Genomic DNA, 17,959 nt, shown 5'->3' with positions numbered 1-17,959 from the left:
CTTACCGTGCCAGGTTATTGCGGTAGTCGTATTACAGGTAACTTTAATACCCACGGGAGGGTTAACTTCGCTGATCATAAACATGTACATTGTAGAGAGGGATGCCTCGACGATACGGTAAATCAGGAAAGCCGTAATCGCTGTGACCATACTGAATATCCCCCCTCTGTCGTAGTTGGATTGCTTCAACTCGCGGTCATCTCGCAGCGTAAATGACTAACGATTGCAGTGGGGATAATACTTTACTAAACGTTGATAACACACACGCAAAAAAACAATATTAAATTTCAAATGGCGTGCATAAAACATATATGCATTTATTAGCTCTACATCTTTATTCTCGTCAATCCCAACGCTCGTCCAGATAAGGTGTGATACCTTCAATTGTAAGAAATTTTGATTGACAATGGAAATTTAATTTTTCATCTGTTATAGATATTTTACTATGATTTTCTGTTGAAATAATTACAGGAGAGCAAACAAAACCCACCTTCATTCCTTTAACATCAAGTTCAACTACATCCCCAAATGTCAACACAATACAAAGGGCATTAAATTCACTCTCTTTCCATTTTTTTGGGTAGCAAGATGGGATTTTTCTTGTAAAAAATCGACATGAAATATCAGAAAACCTTTCGAAGGTAAAACCATCGAACTCGACTAATTCCATGCTTAACTCCCCATCAAACATGAAATTAATTTTTTCTTTCCCTATTGCGTTGTCAAACCACATTTATTAACTCTCGAAATTATAATGACCATGACTACCCGGAACGCTACCTGTATTCAAATTTTGAGGCGGCCTAACATTGAAATGAGGTTCAGCACCATGACCTGAGGTTGCTTTATCATGCCCTAAACTATGTTCCTGGATAAAAACAGGCATGTTATTTGAGTCCCTAAATTCATATTGTCGAGTTTTTATCGGTAAACCTTTTGTATTTAGTATTTTGTTGCCTTCCCCATCTAACAGATCTGGTCTGGAATGGGCATTCTTCTCTCCAACGCCCTCTAACGGGTTACCGGCCGTATCCCAGCGCCATTGCTCCTGGCCCGGCAGCGTGACGTCCTGAACCAGAAGGTGCCGGGCGCTGTCGTAATGCAAGCGCAAGACCAGCGGCGCGGCGACGGGCGCTGGGCGTTGACGATGAAGACATCCAGGCGATGCAGGCGGCCGAGACGGTCGTACTCGCTGCGGGTGGTCAGCAGTCATAGGGGCGACAGTTCTCACGGGGGAGTTCGTCGCTGTTATACTGACAGTCTGTCGAGAACATGGTGAACAAGGAACGAAGGAAGCAGGAAAATGCGTGCCAGAGAAGAATATTACATAGTGAATGGGACGTAATGCTTCACTTCTTATTTAACGTTTGGTTTGTTTTGAATGGTAAAAATTACTGTTCTTACGCCTTCTTACGCAGATAGAACTCAAGATATTTTTTAGGTCTATCCTGAAAAGCACGCTCTCTGCCGTAGTTATAAGCATCGTTAAAATATTTATACGCTTCATCGAATTGATTCAACTCGTAACAGACCATACCCAAGTCGATTAACGGTGCAGTGTCTATATCCGATCCACGTGTCCGTAAAGCCGTCTCTCCCCATTTCTTTGCCTCAACGTAGTCCGCAAGATCAAAATATGCGCTGTACATGCATGCAGAGATCCAGTTGGCAAATTCTGATTCGGACTTTGGTTCAGGAAGGGCTTGCCAGGCCTTTTGGTATTGTTCTAAAGCCTCGGCGTATTTTTGGCTGTCGTGTAACTCGTTTCCTTTTTCAATAGTATTTGTTATAGATATTTTCATACTCAAGCGCCTGTCCTTTTAATTAAAAATCCTTTTCTAAGTAACAATCGAATTCAATAAAATGCATTACTAAATAATCATTTTATATTATAAAATTATTACATTGCAATCGATCATCTTATAGCAAATCTTTTTAAGTATCAATGACTCTATAACATCCCAATCACCTCCACCGAGGCCAGCGCCTATTCTTGGCATTTGTACTGAAAGGCGATTTACTAAAGCAAAGTCAGATAACTTTTCAAGACAAACTTCCAGGGATGCATAACATACGTATTGGTTTTTGTCATTGACATTTTTCTTAATACCATCTTGTGCATACATATTAGCAATAAATATCTGTTCTTTAGCATCAACCAAGACAAAATCAACCGTACCTAATTCTGGGATGTTATTTCCATTGAAGCTATTGAGATAGTATTCCTTTGCAGAAGGATATTTATTTGAAAGAGACAGAACAAAGCCTTTACCCCATTTCCCTTTATTATTCACAATGTGAGCAATAACTATGGATTTTTTCAAAGGTTCCACAGCATTTCCAGACAAGAGCTTTATTTGTTTTTTTTCTTGCAATGAACTCGTTGATGTTTTCCAGAAAGTTTCAAATTCCTCATTCGAAATTTCTTCAGTATCACTTAAGTCCAGATCGCTTTTTTTACCATCATACAGCAGAAAACCAACTTTCTCGTTTTTATCAAGCAAAGAGGAAGATGCATAACAATCGCCATCTATAATATTTATTTGTCGTGTGGCCACCTCCCCTATGAATTCATTGAGAATAATTCCTTCACCTGCAATAAAATCAACGTTACCTTTATAGTATTTTTTCACATCAACCACAACTCCTCGCACTTTTAACAATTCTTTCGGAGACATCAAGATCTTTTGTGTTTAAGATAAAGAATGTATTTTTCCGGGGTTCAATTACATCCAGGCCAGTAACATCTATGTCAACAAAATGGCTTATACCTTTTTATTTTCTCGCTTAGGATGGCAACTGTCCAATTTATATTGGAAACACTATGATATAGTCATATAAGTAACTTCAATTGAATCATATATTTTACCAGTTCTCCACTTACAATTCATGAGGGTCTAAGCAATAGTGGCAGAGAATTGTTCCTGTTAGGTTATGAGGGTCATAAGCAGCATCAACATGTCCCCACTCCCTTGATACAGGAAGAACAATAGTAGATTTAGTTTTGAACCATTCCCTTAAACATCGGGTGACTTTCCCTTCGGGTCTATTCTGTTTTCCCATCAATAATTTTTCTGGGGCGAAGCGCCAACTGCGAATTATTGAGTTAGGATCATTGGGAACCAAGAAGTCAATTATTAGATATATATCTCCGAACTCATGGTCACCTTTAATGATAGTTCTGTATGAGACTGTTTTATTGTCTTTTTTTTCAGGCCACCCCTCCCACCTTACATTTGTATTATTAAACAACTCTGTCTTAGTAACTCTTGGTCCTAATAGAACCCTTTTATTAAATTTAAGAACACCAGTTTCTGCGTCAAAATTCATTTTTACATCCCAATATCAAATGGAAGACCAATAGGTTCCAGAACTTTTTTATAATTCGAAAGGAAGAATTGGGTACCGCCACCGCTTCCTAACATTTCAGTATCTGGTGACAAAGCTTGTCCCGTACCAGCAATAGCATCTCGTTTGACTCTATACATCTGAATCTTACTTCTAAACCCATATTTTTCATGAGGTAGAACTTGTAAACTTTCCCATAATTTTTGTCGACTACCATTAGCAGCTTCTAAAGTGGCTTTGTCGAAATAAAATCCTGACTGACCAGGTGCTCCACTATAAACAATATCGCCTTCTTTAAGCATTGTGTTTGACCAAGAATAACGGCCTTGATAAATCCCTCTTCCTTGCCACTGCTTACCAAATGCCGCATGGTTATGGTCATTTTATCGAGTCGGTGCACACTTCGCTTTCAATCCTAATGGATCAACCCAATTAAACGGATTAGTGGCGTAAACGTAAGTATTTATACCGCCATTAAAACCTATCGGGTCATCGGAACGATTCGGACGCCATCATACTTTTTAACACGTTAAATAATAAAAAGCCGGGAAGATTTGATGCTCTTCCCGGCCAGTTATTATTGAATATTATTCATAAACTCTTGCAGCCATTAAAATATCTGCAATAAATGTCCAGTTAACATTTTCTGGAACAGGTAATTTTTGATTTAAATAATATCCATCCATATCTTCAACCCAAGATGCCATCGATTCAAAATATGAGGGTAAGTCTTTGCTCTCCCACTCACTTAGGTTATTTCTGGCATTTGAAGATAAATTCTCAAGAAATTTAATAAAATCGTCTCTAGTATTTATTCCTTTAGTATTCATAACAATATTACTCCAGTACTTTTTTATTCCATCACCCAATTTGAAAATAATCGATTTACCATCTGTTTTTGTTGTCATTTTCCACATCTGATCAGCAACTTCACTAGGTGAGGCCCATTTAAATGGAACTCGTTTCCTTTTTCTACAAGAGATGTAACTTTTTCATCAAATTTATCGAAACCGTTTTTCATATGCTTATTCATTATCAATCGAAAAGAGACCTCCTTGCCTATATAAAAGTGGTTTTAAGCGAAAAATGTTGTCAGAAGTAAGGAGGGTTCTAAAAGTGTTAGTTTTTATTATTAACCTAGCCAAAAAAGAATTGCTTAAAACCTTCCGCCTCAACATCCTTAAGCTTGCTTTTTAGCATTAAATCGATATCTTCCAGAAAGTCCTCTCTGAAATTAAAATCATCATCTGTAGCATCACCATCATATTTACTTTGTTCGATCTCAATGGCAGAACAAAAAGCATCCAAAAAGTCGGCTAACGAATTGGAAATAATGAAATTTCTTTTTTGAATACTACCATAAACAGGAGATGTGATATTTTGGGTATCACAAAAAAGAACATCTCCATTTCGTTCAGCAAAGATTATATATTCATCGCGCCAGGTCGTGTCATTTTGAACTCGCCAGCCTGATAACATTTTATTAAGCTCTTGGGGCTCAACAATCTGTATAATGAATGCGCCATCAAATGTTGGGTGGTCATTTAAAATCAAATGGCTATAAAAAAATCGAATTTCACCATTTAAATTTACAGGAAAAGAAGTTTCATTTTCATCGTCTGCATAGTCTATCTCTCCCATATTTAAATCATTCATTTTGAATTTCTTGACAAAGTCTTGGATAGTATTTTTTATATGCATTATTCCTCTTTAAGAGTTATCATTATTGGCTACGCTTAAAATTACCATATCCATAGTTGAAAAATGTACTCATAATCCAAAGAACTTCTTCGCGCCATTAAAAAAAAACAAAGAATCAATAATGGCACGACACCCTTCAATATTAAGGTAGTTTATTGCCCTTTCTTTTACGATTTGAGTGTATTTCGTAGAAATAATCTTCACAAAAAACGTCTAAAGCATTTTCCAGTGGAACAAGTTTCAGCCCCCGGAATCCTTTACTGTCTATAACTTCCTTGACCTCTTGTTTAACAATGATAAAACCACCTAACAATGTGTCGTTCAACGAAAGTATATCATTTTCTAGTGCATCATCCTTGAATTCAATTTTAAAAGGTATGGTATCTCCGAACTTATCCTCTTCGAGAATAGATTTATCCTTATCTATAACATCGCCGCCTGGAAAATATGCATATTTAAAATCATCCCGAAGAACTTGACCATTCCCAATCGAAACTGGTGTAATATCTCGGCCAAAAAAAACATTGTGCTTATAATTTTCAAAAATCGAAAATAAAGACTTATCCATCAAGTGTCCAAAGTCTTTTTTATAATAGTCAAATTTCAAAGCCCCAACATTTTTATTGCACAACAAATAAATATGGTCTGGGCATGCATCGTCTGTTATTCGATAAGGGAAGGGAAAGGCAGAGCCTTCTATTTCCCAGTTTTCATTAACCTGTAATCTTTCATCAACCATGCCCTGTAAATTTCTTGGCATGAGTGATGATTCAAAGTCATTCATGATCACATAATAGGACATTAATTCATTCCCCTGATTTTTTTGTGGGAACATGACCCATCCAAATTTTATTCTTCATATCAATCTGGATCCGCCTCCTCGCCCCTTTAGCATCTAATCTTCCAGAAATATATCGTTACTCAACACGAGCAATGCGCCGACGGAGAATGTCACTATAGTTATGATAATTACTGCTATGGAAGATATCCATACATTTCCCTGCATCTTGTTTCATCGCTGATGCGCTACCTGGAAAATTAATACCATTAAACGCAGAGTTCATGTCTTTTCCGATGCCAATATTATTGAAGAATGATTGCTCCTCTTTCCACACCTCAACGGGTATAACATGGTGAGCAGAATTCGCTCCGGCGTGCCGTTCGGCTGGAAGTGGAACCAGAAAATCTCCGGGGCATCAACGCCGTCAATACGCGTATGCAGCAATAGCTCTTATCAGACAGTTTTAGAGCCTAATCGCACTCAAAAATAATAAGGCCAACAAATCCTCAAAAGAACAGTGTCTATCATCATGATTTAGTGTGCGAAATTGTAAAGGAATGGTGCAAGACTGCTTCGATGGTTAATTTCGCCAGCACGCAGATGAATTGATTGATGCTGGCTTTGATTTTAATATATTAAGCCAGCCAATAGTGTTCTTTTATTAAAAATTATCTGTTTTTTTGTTGTTTGAGTGAGCACTTCAAAAACAGACGCTGCTTAATTATAACCTCGCAAAAATCAATCCTTCTCTTTGCTTAATATCAGGGCGTCATTTTTTTAATATCAAGTGCGTAATTAACAACATCATCTAAAAGCTTTTCTTCCCTGAGGGAAAAGTTTGCGTATTGAGCCATAGCTCTGCATGTTGACAGACTTTCAATTATTTCAAATGGAATTTTGTCTCCAAAAATTATTATCTGTTCATAACGAGTTTGAAAAAAATTTGCCGATTCATGTTTACCATTGGCATTAAGTTCAAAAATTATTTTTTCAAGTGCATTTTTTAAGTTATTCAATTTCATTACCAGGGAACCCTTAAAGTTTTAACCACCCATGCTCTTGGAAGATTTGATACCACAGCCTGGTATCCCATCCCAGGATATCCTGCCCCTTGAGCTGCAGCAGGACCTTCACTCACCCACGTTCCTTTAGGAACTCTAAACTCTGATACATTAGTAATATTAACACCCCAATCATGGCGAATAGCTAGCTTTTCTCGCAAAACCTCCTCGGAATTGTATTTTTCATTTGTCAGCCAAGAAATTTTTCTTCCTGTTCTATTATTTACACCATGATATTTATAAAAAGTCTCGTTTCTTTTCAGCTGCCTGTTTTTATAAACGCTTTTATCAAATGTTTCTGCAATTCCTCCAGGAAGTTGCGGCCCTGGTTTTTTCCCTGTATTGCTTCGGCTTAACCCCCACGGATCCACCCACCCCAGCGCATTCGGCGCATACTGGTATAGGTTTATCCCCCCCGCCAGCCCTATCGGGTCCTGCTGCGTAAACCGTCCGCAGTCCGGGTCGTAATACCGGAACAGATTGTCGTGCAGTCCTGTCTCACGGTCCAGGTATTGCCCCTGCATCCGCAGGTTCTGAGAATATCCTGATCCCTGCGTCTCGCTCTCCCGCAACAGCTTGCCCCAGGCGGTGTTCGCCATCGTACCGGTAGTGCCGGATCTGGCCGTTATCCTTCTCTACGGTACGGCCGTGGATGTCATAGCGCCAGCGAATACCGTTCAGTTGCGTGACCCGGTTATGGGCAATCTTCTCTCCAGCGCCCTCTAACGGGTTACCAGCGGCGGGACCAGAGGCGCGGCGACGGGCGTTGGGCATTGCCGGTAAAGATGTCCCGTCGATAAAGATTACATCGTTAAAGATGGCGACGTGATGAACTTCCTGTTCAACGTCTGAGTCGTCTTGAATGAAAAAAACCACGCCCTGGCGTGTTTTTTTATTGCGGGGTCAAAACACATTGTCTAAGAGTTCTGTCTTCATACTGGGTTCAAAGGGAATGATCTCAACAGTCGCAAGCTTTAACCTCTGAAAAGGATCCTCGCGTAAGAGCTCTTCAAGAGAAGCAAGACTCTCGCATTTAGCGAGAATGACACTACCGTTTCTTGGGATCCCTCTACCGGATGTCAGGAAAATCCCCTCTGCGTACCCCTTTTTAAGCCACTCCACATGAGCAGGTATCGCTTCGTCGATTTCTTCGAGTGGTTTTATATAGGGCTAAAATAACTTCGTAAACTGTGCTCATCCTTTGCCTCTCAGTTTGTCTTATCGCAAGTAATAATTAAATCTTCCGTTGGTTTTACAGAGACGAATCCACTTATAGCATATGATTACATTATAATTCTTAGCGGAGCTTTAAGTCTTAAAAAGGGATCACTACGAGATATTACTATATGCCTCAACATAATAATGCCATAATATACAATAAAACTGACAAGATATTACTTCTTAAATTTTTTATTTAACCTAATCACTAAAAATAAAGTTATCTTCTGCCAGATTATTTTTTTCTCTGTATTCTTTTTCCCACTCAAAGTATCCGTCAGGTTCATCTGGAGAAACTCCCTTTGTCCAATATTGATCACCATAAGCAATTAACATTGCCCAATGATACTCACTTTCATGACTGCGCAAAGCGACAGACATGTAATCATTTTCCTTAATACGAACAAGTGGAGAGGCTAATACTATACGTTCAGCCTCACTCTCTGTTTTATTCGCATATTTAACAATAATCGCTTTAATCAACTCAACCCAACTATAGTAATTAAAAATAACACTTTCATTAGAATTACTGAATTGGATACCATCGATAATATTCATTGACCTTTACACCTTTTTTTTTACTTTATAACGATCAAACACGGCTGCTGCTTTATTTGAGAAAATAGCAAGCTGTGAACCTATGGGCTTAGCCTTTCCTCCTTTTTTTACAGCACCTGGGTTTGCTAACATTGGTCCACTTACAGCATCATAACTATGTGCAAGTGTGTTGGCTCTACCCTGAGTTACAAATTTAGCCCATTCATTATCAGCAGACTCAAATACTTTTATATTTAGTTTATCGAGTTCTGAATTCGGTATATCAAATTGCGTTATAGTTGGATGTCCTCTCAGCTCTGCCCATTCAATAGCCTGTGATTTATCAGTAGTTACGTAAAAACCACCTTGATTAGAAGGATTAAAATCTAATCCATGCCTCCCCATAGAAGGATTAATCTCGCCCCGAATATCACCAGCATGATAGAAAGTCGTTGATGATAAGCCAAGAGGATCAATATATTTCAGCGCATTCGGCGCATACTGGTAAAGATTAATCCCCCCCGCCAGCCCTATCGGGTCCTGCTGCGTAAACCGTCCGCAGTCCGGGTCGTAATACCGGAACAGATTGTAGTGCAGCCCTGTCTCACGGTCCAGGTATTGCCCCTGCATACGCAGGTTCTGAGAATATCCTGATACCTGCGCCTCGCTTTCCCGTAGCAGCTTGCCCCAGGCGCTGTTGACCCCTTCCCAGCACACCTGCCCTTCGCTATCCGTCATCCGCTCCGGCGTGCCGTTCGGCTGGCAGTGGAACCAGAAGATCTCCGGGTCATCAACGCCGTCAATACGCGCCTGCGGGTCGTAGCTGTCCTGATCGCTGTAAACGTAGGTCAGCGGCACATCCCCGTGCACTTCCTGCAGCAGCCGGAACCCTTCCCAGACAAACCGGGTGGTCACCGGCTTGCCGGTTGGCTGACCGCCCAGCATCTGCTGGCGCGTTTTTCTGATGCGGCGACCGAGCGGATCGTAGCGGAAGCTGGCCTGCGTCTGCGGTTTGTTGCGATCCCGCGGCTGGCTGATGACTTCCGTCAGGCGGTGTTCGCCGTCGTAGCGGTAGTGCCAGCGGGTCTGGCCGTTATCCTTCTCCACGGTGCGGTCGTGGATGTCATAACGCCAGCGAATGCCGTTCAGCTGCGTCAGGCAGTTGTGCGTGACCTTCTCAGCGGAACCTTCAAGCGGGTTATCAGCACAATATGACAACCTTATTTAATAGTTAATTCCACGTTAAATAAATGCCGCAATTAAATGATTTAATATCATAGCAAATAGTTATATCACCCCATTCCAAGTGCCACATTATACTATGTTTTTCTTTTTCATCTGGTTTGCCAAGATCATATTCACCCGACACCCATTGATATAAAAATTCGACTTCTTTATTTAGCATATCAATGTTAGAAACCTTATTCCAATCATTTATTGCTTTATAATACACTCCCTCTTTATAAATTAATTGCACCGTAAATGGCAAATTACTGAAGCATAATGGTTGTATTATAATCTCGAATTCCTTTCCCGACCAAAGAACGGTATTAACTGTATAATGATGGGGAATTAATTTCTGCATTTTATTTTCTGATTCAAGATATTTGTAAAGATCAGAAGTTATAAATTCATCCTCCCTTTGTATTAAAAGACATTTATTGTCTAACTCAACCTTACCATTTACCACGTTAATTTTAAAATTAATCATATGCTAATGACCTTCCCCGGTATCAATAGATTTCTAAATTCCTCAGGGATAAAGAATTGCATCCCACCCCCTCGACCATATATCTCATTAGCCAATGCTCTTCCATATGCTACATCAATATCCTCACTTACATAATAAGCTCTAACTTGCGTTCTTAATGTACGATGAGGATCTATTTTAACCTGAAGTGCTTCATGGTAGCCTATAGCATTTCCTTTATTTTGCCTAACGGTTGGATAAGTCACTGCATATGATGGAGGAGTATCACCGTTTGGATATAATGCATACAGAATCGTGCCTTTTTTCAGTTTCCTGTTTTTGTAGACATCTATACCTTTGTAATCACCTTGACCTTGCCATCTCGTAGCTTCTTTAGATGGGTCCTTACATTTACGGCTCAACCCCCACGGATCCACCCACCCCAGCGCATTCGGCGCATACTGGTAAAGGTTTATCCCCCCCGCCAGCCCTATCGGGTCCTGCTGCGTAAACCGTCCGCAGTCCGGGTCATAATACCGGAACAGATTGTAGTGCAGCCCTGTCTCTCGGTCCAGGTATTGCCCCTGCATCCGCAGGTTCTGGGAATATCCTGATAACTGCGTTTCGCTTTCCCGCAGCAGCTTGCCCCAGGCGCTGTTCACGCCTTCCCAGCACACATGCCCTTCGCTATCCGTCATCCGCTCCGGCGTGCCGTTGGGCTGGCAGTGGAACCAGAAGATCTCCGGGGCATCAACGCCGTCAATACGCGCCAGCGGGTCGTAGCTGTCCTGGTCGCTGTAGACGTAGGTCAGCGGCACGTCTCCACGCAGCTCCTGCAGCAGGCGGAACCCTTCCCAGACAAACCGGGTGGTCACCGGCTTGCCGGTTGGCTGACCGCCCAGCATCTGCTGGCGCGTTTTGCTGATGCGGCGTCCGAGCGGGTCGTAGCGGAAGCTGACCTGCGTCTGCGGCCTGTTGCGATCCCGCGGCTGGCTGATAACCTCCGTCAGGCGGTGTTCGCCGTCGTACCGGTAGTGCCAGCGCGTCTGGCCGTTATCCTTCTCCACGGTGCGGCCGTGGATGTCATAACGCCAGCGAATGCCGTTCAGCTGCGTCAGGCGGTTGTGCGTGACCTTCTCAGCAGAACCTTCCAGCGGGTTACCGGCTGCATCCCAGCGCCACTGCTCCTGGCCAGGCAGCGTGCCGTCCTGAACGAGCAGGCGCCCGGCGCTGTCGTACTGCCAGCGGTACCAGCTGAACGGGTTATCGTCCCGCTCTTCTCGCACCAGGTTATTGCGGTAGTCGTAATCCCAGCGGCGGGACCAGCGGCGCGGCGACGGGCGCTGGGCATTGCCGGTAAAGACGTCCCGGCGGTGCAGTCGGCCGAGGCGGTCGTACTCGCTGCGGGTGGTCAACAGCCCCTGGGTGCGGCTGGTCTCACGGTGGAGTTCGTCGCGAGTAAAATCGGAGACCGACAGCTTGTCGAGAGCAATGCTGAGCAGATGCCCGCTACCGTAGTAGAACTGCTTCAGCTCGCGGCCATCGGGCAGCGTGACGGAGGTGCGGTTGCCCAGCGCGTCATACTCCCACGCCAGCTCACCGTGCTCGCCCGCTTCGCGCGTCACGCGACCGAGTGCGTCATATTCGAAGGCAAGCTCCTGCTCTGCCTCGGTGCTCCACGCGTCGGCTGCAAGCGCAGGATGCAGCCCAATCCGGCTTAACAGCCCGGACGGAGTGTAGTGGTAGCGGGTCTGTCCTTCCGGCGTGGTGCGGGCGACCAGCTGGCCACTCGCGCTCCAGGCGAAGGCGTGGGTGATGGCCTCCGGATGCCCGGCGGCAAAGGTGCGCGAAATCGTGCGTCCGCAGGCGTCATAGCGATATTGCGAGGCCACGCCATCCAGCCCCACCTCTTCCAGCAGCAGCGAGTCTGGCCCCCAGCGGAACTGATACGCTTCGCCGTTCTCGTTTTCAAGGGCAATCAGACGCCCGCGACTGTCCCAGCGGCGGCGAACTTCCTCACCCTGCGTATTACGCGTGGTGGTTAAGCGTCCTGCCTCATCGTATCTGAACTCGCTTTCTTTACCATCAGCGCCGGCATGCTTCACCGGCAGGCCGCGTGCGTTCCATTTGAGCGATTCCGTCCAGCCTTCGGGACGATCGAGCTGCACCGGGCGCCCTGCGGCGTCGTAGCGATAGCGCGTCTCTTCGCCGTCAGCGCCCGTCTCGCTCTCCAGCCAGCCCAGCGGATAATAGCGATAGCGGGTTGTGCGGCCAGAGCAGTCCGTCGCGCGCACCACCTGTCCCGCCTCGTTGTACTCCTGGTGGCGGCTGTTGCCGGCGGCATCGACCTCCTCAACGACCTGACCAAACGCGTCCCGGTGCAGCAGCGTCGTCTGCCCCATCGGGTCCACCACGCGCTGCAGGCCGTGATGTTCGTCGTACCAGAACCGGGTAGCGCTGCCGTCGGCTTCAATGATGGCTGACGGCAACGCGCGATGTTCCAGCCAGGTGGTGGTGCGGGCATTACCGTCGGCGTCGATTTCCTGCACCCGGTTGCCCATCTCGTCATAAATAAAGGTGACGGCGTTACCCAGCGGATCGATGCGACGCGTCAGAAGTTCGTTGTCATCCCACTCGTAGCGCCAGTTTTCACCGCGCTCGTCTACGTAGCGGACAATCAGGCTCTGCGCATTCCAGTAGTGCTGACGCTTCTGACCATCATAGTGCTCGACGGTCGTCAGCCCGGCGGCCAAATCGTAGCTAAAGCGGCAGCCGTCGCCGGTGCTGGTGCGGTTTTCCACCACGCGCCAGTGGTCAAATTTTTGCCAGCGGTACTCGCTCTCCAGCCCACCCGGCAGGCGGTGCCAGACCATCAGGCAGTGGTCGTTATAGCGGTATTCGCGGGTGACGACGCCGGAGGCATCCGTCGCGCTCGACAGCTGACCGCGTGCGTCGTAACCCCACTGCATCAGCGGCCAGGTACGGTCGCCGTCGAAATGGCTGGCTGCGGTCACGCGCTGCGGGAACCGTTCGTCCTCATAGCGCAGGGTGACATCTATCGCCCGTGGCTCATCGTGAAGACCAACCAGACGTCCGTGCTCATCCCACTCGGTCAGCAGGGCGTTGCCGTATTCATCGCTCAGCGAGGCCAGACGCAGGATGGAGGGGTTGGCGCGGGTCGGTTTGTACAGACGCCACACCGCGCCGTCATCGTCGGCAATTGCCACGTCGCCGCTCTCATTGCGGCGGATGATAATGCCTTCGCTGATGCTGTAAAACGCCCGGTCGACAGGAGGCAGTTCAAAGCTCAGCTCGCGTCCGGTTTCGTCGAACCAGGTCGCGCTGTTCTCTTCCAGCGTCAGATAGCTGTCAAAAGAGGTAGCCCAGCCCAGGCCAAACAGCCCTTCGCGGGTGGTCAGGCTGTTGTAGCTGCGCTGCCAGCGAAGCGGGAAGCGCCCCGGCAGCGAGAAATCGAGTTCATCATCGTCGTTCAGCACCTTCACGCCGGTGGCGGCGTGAACCGGGTGCGAAGAGCCAAACACGGCATTGACGGCCATATCGGCCAGCATCCCGCCGCCGGCTGCCGCCAGCGCGCAGGGCATGTTTTTCAAAATCTTGCCCGGACGACCGCGCAGCAACGAGAGCGCAATCATCCCCAGCGCCAGGCCTGGGGTTTTGCCGCTTTTAATATCGCGAACCGTGAGCGTGTCGCCGCCAATAATCACGTTCGGGGAGACGTCATCGGAAACGGTCCCTTCACAGGTGGTGCGATCTTTCGCACGCACCGCAGGCTGGCCGTTGATGAAAACGCTTTTTGAACCTTCCGCCAGGTACTGCGGTCCGGAGTGCTTTTCGCACGCCACCTTGTCTTCTTCCAGCGGCGAGGTCCCCGCGGCGGCTGACGCCACGCTCGGCTGCCACATTTCGCTGCCAAACTGTCCGGCAGCGGAAAGCAGCATGCCTGCGTAATCGGCAAAGCTGCCCGGTGACTGCGGCTCAGGTGACGGGGTATCTGCTGGCGTCAGCGTGCCTGCCGCGCGCGCGGCAGGGAGCGCATTGGTCAGAACGTTGCTGGAGCCGGTGGTGATTTTACCCGCAGGCGACGGCGGGAAAAGCGCGTTGCCTAACCCCTCTGCGGCGTTGCTGATATCGTCTGTGATCCCCGCCACGTTTGCCAGAACGCCGCCAATGATGCCGCTGAGCAAACAGCTGGAGCCAATCGCCGCCACGCCTGCGGCTGCCGCACCGGCTCCCAGCAATGGCGCCGCCACGGTAGCTGCTGCCCCCACCGCCGCGCCGATCACCGCATAAGCGGCACCTTCCGCCACAATGCTGGTGATATCCGCAAAAATGCTGGAGTGAATAATCTCGTCGCCCTTACGGGCCGCGTTGTTATCGCTCATGCCTTACACATTCCGGTTGTCGTTTAGCGTCAGACTCTGCTTAAGCGCGCTCCAGCGCTCCTCGTCCTCTTCGGTAAATGCTCTGAGTGCTGAGAGAGTGAAAATCATCAATACCGGTTTGCCCGGCGTCTGCACGGCCAGCTGTTTTTGCCACAGGCGCTGCCCGTTATGGTCAAAGTGGGTTTCAACTTCCAGACCGGTGATTTTGCCGTCAGGCCCGGCTTTCACGTGCCGGAATTCGCTCTGGGCGACCTCGCCCATTTGAGGTCGCAGGACATCCCACTGGCGGTGAAACTCTTTCTCATAATCGCTGCCATCCGGGATAGCGCCGCGGCTGACCACCACGGACAGCCCGCTTTCGTCATCGCGAATAATGTTCATGCTGTTATCCTGCCAGGCCGCAGGAAAAAGGGAAAATGAACCTTCCTGGAGGGTGTATTTCATAGGGGATCCGGGATAATTGATATTGAGAGAGATACGTTGAACTTTTGACTGGCTATTTTATTATTTAAGCCAGTGACCTTGCTGCTCAACTAAAATATGGCTGCCTTTGCTGACAACCAGTTTCAGTGGTGCATAGGTCACGGTATAGGTAACTTCACTATTCTTATAGCTTGAGCCGATTACTTTACCTGTGGGATCCTGCAGTGTTTTTCCTTTTAAGGCGATCGTACTGTTATCACTTTTACGTACACCGAGATAATACATCTGGCTACATTCACTCTCGAAACGCTCACATTTATTTACCAGAGAAATAGTGAACTTATCGGTATCGAGCTTTCTGGTTTCAGCGTTACGAACGGGATCAGCTTTATTTAACGTATAACGCAGTGGCGCATAATAATTCCCTTTCTGAGGAGGCGTCACTAAACGCCATTCCATTTTGCTTGCGTTAATTTCCAGAACTGCTTGTCCATCTACGCCGCCAAACGTGGAGTCGAACTTAACGTTCGCCCGATTGCCTGCAATCGTACCGCTTAGGTTGCGTTCATCCTCTGCAGGACAATCGATGCGGTTTCCTCTCTGAGAGATATAGCAATAAGACCCGGAAATACGGTCGCCTGATTCCACTAACCGCAGGGTTAACGTCGAGTCGGTTCCCGATTCGCCTGTCCATACCCCGTCAAATGCGCGTCTTGCCGGGCTGTTCGTTGCAAAATGCATCGCTTTGAATCTGGTCGCCCACTGCTGAATATCGGGATTCACCACCTGACTACGATCGGATGACTGATAATGAACAATGTCTGACTCAGGAACGACCCAGGCCGTATAGAGTTTGCCGTCAGGTTCAACGACCAAAGCGGACGCATTTTCCAGATAAAGATCTTTTAGCCAGCCTTCAACAAACAGCCCTCCGTCTGAGGTGGCATGGGGTTCGCCAAAGACATCGAAGTTGCTAATAAACGTCTCGTAATCACTACCCAGCGTCTTCCTGAGCGTCTCTTTCACTTCGCTGTCGTTCACGATACGGCTTACGGTATCGAGCGCATTATATTGCGATAGCTCAGGCGCGGCTGATGTTGCAACTGAGCCCAGTAATAGCGCTGTGAACAATGCGCATGCCAAATATCTCCTGGTCACAAATTACTCCCGGGCGCCATTGTCGTAATTCATTGTTATTGTCACAACCTTGTCGTCTTTAATCTCGAAAGAGAGCAGCCTGTTACCCAATTGATAAAAACACCATTGTTCCCCGGCATCATTTTCAATCTGACCATTGCCATATGCCCTGCTGAGTTCCCCGGCAGATGAACCCACATGAATACCGCGCGGCGTTTTACCCTCCCCTGCGGTCAGCGTAATCTGCGACACGATATAGTCATCAATACTGCGTTCGGCTTTATCCCACCAGAGATTGGAAACATAAATGCCGAACCCCGTCTTTTGATGCTGGTAGAATTTATAGTGGGTTTCGTCAAAAGGAACCTCACCGACAAAATGGCCCTCTACCGGCAGCTCAAATTTACGCGCAACGTCATCTGTCCATCTTTCGCCCAATGAGACCGTCTGGTCTTTCAGCTGCACAGTAAAATCCTGTTTAACTAAAACCGGTGGTATATCGTGTGCAAGCACCTCATAGTAGTTCAGAGAGAGAAATATCACGGTAAAAGCGAGAAATGTTGGGATGTGAATTTTCACGTTAATCATTTTTCATCGAATTTTTATTACCCGGTTCTCCGAAGGAGAAAAAGGCCTTTTATGACAATGAGATGTCTTAGTCGGCGCTAATGACAACCGAGTCCAGACAATCAGGTTTATTTACAGTGAAACTAAAGCTTATTTTCTCTCCATTTTTGTCTTTTGACGCGGTGTAGCTGGTCACTTCATTCCCGGAGCGGCCTCGGGGATAGTCAGTTAACTCCAGATGCTGGTAGTGCTGTTTAACGGCATCAAGCGTTATGCACCGGCCGGAGGGCGAAAAACTGAGAAATGGTGCCGCGCCGTCGCGTTCTTTACTTAAACGTAAGTCAATCGCGGTTATGTGCGTTCCGTCAGTGAGAGTGATATCTTCAGTATTGTAAAAGTTAATATATTCATTATTTTTGATCATTTTAAACGGCAGAGGCGCGTCGCTCAGATTCTTAACGGATAACGTTTTGAGTGAAGCACTCATCCTGGAAACGAAGATCCAAAGATCGTTTATTTTTACGTCTCCGCCACCCATCCCCGTCGTTAATAACGCGACAAGCACCGCTCCCGCTTTACTCACCTTTGGTCGTGAATTTCGCCTGAACGGCCGCATCAATGTCTCCTTTGTGTCCCGCGCCCGGTGCCGTGGTACCCGGTTTTGTGCCAGAGGTATTCAGGTGTAGCTTACCGCCCGTCGTAATATGGCCATCCCCTTCCACAAAGAAGTTAAACTCTTTGCCGATCAGGCTAATTTTGCCGTTCGCGTTAAGCTCAATGGCGCTTTCACCGGAGACCAGCCTCAGTTTTGTTCCGGAAGCGATAACGTACTGCTCCACCGCCGCGTCCAGCTTGCCTTTCCCCGTCAGGATCTCAGTCCCGCCTTTCACCGCCTGGATCTGATTCGCCTCCACGCGATGCAGCTCATTTTTCTTCACGTAATGGCTACGCTCGCCGCCGACGCTGTGCGTTTCATCATTCTTGATGCTGGTATCCATATTACGCTCGGCCTGGATCCACACCTGCTCCGCGCCCGCCTTGTCCTCAAACCGCAGGGCGTTGGCGTTGTCGACCGAGCCGTCTTTTGTCCGGC

The 17,959-nt window shown here is 46.7% G+C and carries 19 protein-coding genes and 4 pseudogenes; all 23 read right to left on the bottom strand.

Annotation, left to right across the window (positions count from 1 at the left end; translation table 11 throughout):
- Positions 1 to 343: 343 nt before the first annotated feature.
- Positions 344 to 733: an Imm50 family immunity protein gene (locus GM298_RS17250; RefSeq protein WP_266154707.1), complete on the bottom strand. Its 390-nt coding sequence runs from the start codon at positions 731 to 733 to the stop codon at positions 344 to 346.
- A gap of 3 nt (positions 734 to 736) precedes the next feature.
- Positions 737 to 1,253: pseudogene (locus GM298_RS17245) on the bottom strand (HNH/endonuclease VII fold putative polymorphic toxin); the annotation flags it as partial.
- Between the two features lie 147 nt (positions 1,254 to 1,400).
- Positions 1,401 to 1,802 (bottom strand): hypothetical protein, encoded by a 402-nt coding sequence (locus GM298_RS17240; protein ID WP_126801766.1) that lies wholly within the window; start codon positions 1,800 to 1,802, stop codon positions 1,401 to 1,403.
- Between the two features lie 87 nt (positions 1,803 to 1,889).
- The gene (locus tag GM298_RS17235) at positions 1,890 to 2,678 is read right to left on the bottom strand and encodes an Appr-1-p processing protein (RefSeq protein ID WP_047958877.1); all 789 of its coding nucleotides are present in this window, start codon (positions 2,676 to 2,678) and stop codon (positions 1,890 to 1,892) included.
- A 202-nt stretch (positions 2,679 to 2,880) separates the two neighbouring features.
- Positions 2,881 to 3,330 (bottom strand): hypothetical protein, encoded by a 450-nt coding sequence (locus GM298_RS17230; protein ID WP_266154701.1) that lies wholly within the window; start codon positions 3,328 to 3,330, stop codon positions 2,881 to 2,883.
- 2 nt (positions 3,331 to 3,332) lie between these two features.
- Entirely contained in the window at positions 3,333 to 3,650 is a 318-nt protein-coding gene (locus tag GM298_RS17225; protein WP_266154700.1) for a hypothetical protein, read from the bottom strand.
- Positions 3,651 to 3,731: 81 nt separating this feature from the next.
- Entirely contained in the window at positions 3,732 to 3,833 is a 102-nt protein-coding gene (locus GM298_RS17220) for a hypothetical protein (protein WP_266154817.1), read from the bottom strand.
- A gap of 102 nt (positions 3,834 to 3,935) precedes the next feature.
- Entirely contained in the window at positions 3,936 to 4,256 is a 321-nt protein-coding gene (locus GM298_RS17215) for a hypothetical protein (RefSeq protein ID WP_228117518.1), read from the bottom strand.
- A 229-nt stretch (positions 4,257 to 4,485) separates the two neighbouring features.
- Positions 4,486 to 5,004 carry a hypothetical protein gene (locus GM298_RS17210; RefSeq protein WP_224752844.1) on the bottom strand — a complete coding sequence of 173 codons (519 nt, stop codon included), beginning with the start codon at positions 5,002 to 5,004 and terminating at the stop codon, positions 4,486 to 4,488.
- Between the two features lie 187 nt (positions 5,005 to 5,191).
- Positions 5,192 to 5,884, bottom strand: a complete 693-nt coding sequence (locus GM298_RS17205; protein WP_229293898.1) for an Imm43 family immunity protein — start codon at positions 5,882 to 5,884, stop codon at positions 5,192 to 5,194.
- Positions 5,885 to 5,966: 82 nt separating this feature from the next.
- A complete protein-coding gene (locus GM298_RS23375) occupies positions 5,967 to 6,164 on the bottom strand; it encodes a hypothetical protein (RefSeq protein ID WP_072049167.1) in 198 nt (65 codons plus the stop codon).
- Positions 6,165 to 6,591: 427 nt separating this feature from the next.
- Entirely contained in the window at positions 6,592 to 6,852 is a 261-nt protein-coding gene (locus tag GM298_RS17200; RefSeq protein ID WP_059387181.1) for a hypothetical protein, read from the bottom strand.
- Positions 6,852 to 7,693: pseudogene (locus tag GM298_RS17195) on the bottom strand (RHS repeat-associated core domain-containing protein); the annotation flags it as partial. The pseudogene GM298_RS17195 and the gene GM298_RS17200, both read right to left, overlap by 1 nt.
- 101 nt (positions 7,694 to 7,794) lie before the next feature.
- Positions 7,795 to 8,089: pseudogene (locus tag GM298_RS17190) on the bottom strand (YciI family protein).
- 221 nt (positions 8,090 to 8,310) lie between these two features.
- Complete coding sequence (locus GM298_RS17185) at positions 8,311 to 8,667, bottom strand: hypothetical protein (protein ID WP_047958882.1); 357 nt, start codon at positions 8,665 to 8,667, stop codon at positions 8,311 to 8,313.
- Positions 8,668 to 8,673: 6 nt separating this feature from the next.
- Positions 8,674 to 9,852, bottom strand: a pseudogene (locus tag GM298_RS17180) (RHS repeat-associated core domain-containing protein); the annotation flags it as partial.
- A gap of 25 nt (positions 9,853 to 9,877) precedes the next feature.
- Positions 9,878 to 10,357 (bottom strand): hypothetical protein, encoded by a 480-nt coding sequence (locus GM298_RS17175; protein WP_259566168.1) that lies wholly within the window; start codon positions 10,355 to 10,357, stop codon positions 9,878 to 9,880.
- Positions 10,354 to 14,739, bottom strand: a complete 4,386-nt coding sequence (locus GM298_RS17170) for an RHS repeat-associated core domain-containing protein (RefSeq protein WP_266154696.1) — start codon at positions 14,737 to 14,739, stop codon at positions 10,354 to 10,356. Before GM298_RS17170 ends, GM298_RS17175 begins: the two co-directional genes overlap by 4 nt.
- 3 nt (positions 14,740 to 14,742) lie before the next feature.
- Positions 14,743 to 15,183: a DcrB-related protein gene (locus tag GM298_RS17165; protein ID WP_025760310.1), complete on the bottom strand. Its 441-nt coding sequence runs from the start codon at positions 15,181 to 15,183 to the stop codon at positions 14,743 to 14,745.
- A gap of 60 nt (positions 15,184 to 15,243) precedes the next feature.
- Positions 15,244 to 16,320, bottom strand: coding sequence for a hypothetical protein (locus GM298_RS17160; RefSeq protein WP_266154692.1), 1,077 nt, complete (start codon positions 16,318 to 16,320; stop codon positions 15,244 to 15,246).
- 3 nt (positions 16,321 to 16,323) lie between these two features.
- Positions 16,324 to 16,887 carry a hypothetical protein gene (locus GM298_RS17155; protein ID WP_266154690.1) on the bottom strand — a complete coding sequence of 188 codons (564 nt, stop codon included), beginning with the start codon at positions 16,885 to 16,887 and terminating at the stop codon, positions 16,324 to 16,326.
- Positions 16,888 to 16,954: 67 nt separating this feature from the next.
- On the bottom strand, positions 16,955 to 17,449 hold the full coding sequence (locus tag GM298_RS17150) for a hypothetical protein (RefSeq protein WP_266154688.1): 495 nt from the start codon (positions 17,447 to 17,449) through the stop codon (positions 16,955 to 16,957).
- Positions 17,442 to 17,959, bottom strand: a 518-nt coding sequence (locus GM298_RS17145) for a bacteriophage T4 gp5 trimerisation domain-containing protein (RefSeq protein ID WP_416347242.1), incomplete at its 5' end; no start/stop codon positions are given. The genes GM298_RS17145 and GM298_RS17150, both read right to left, overlap by 8 nt.

Origin of the sequence: Enterobacter sp. HSTU-ASh6 (assembly GCF_026319105.1) — a bacterium.
Lineage (GTDB): Bacteria > Pseudomonadota > Gammaproteobacteria > Enterobacterales > Enterobacteriaceae > Enterobacter > Enterobacter sichuanensis.
This window is presented reverse-complemented; position numbering and strand designations above follow the sequence as displayed.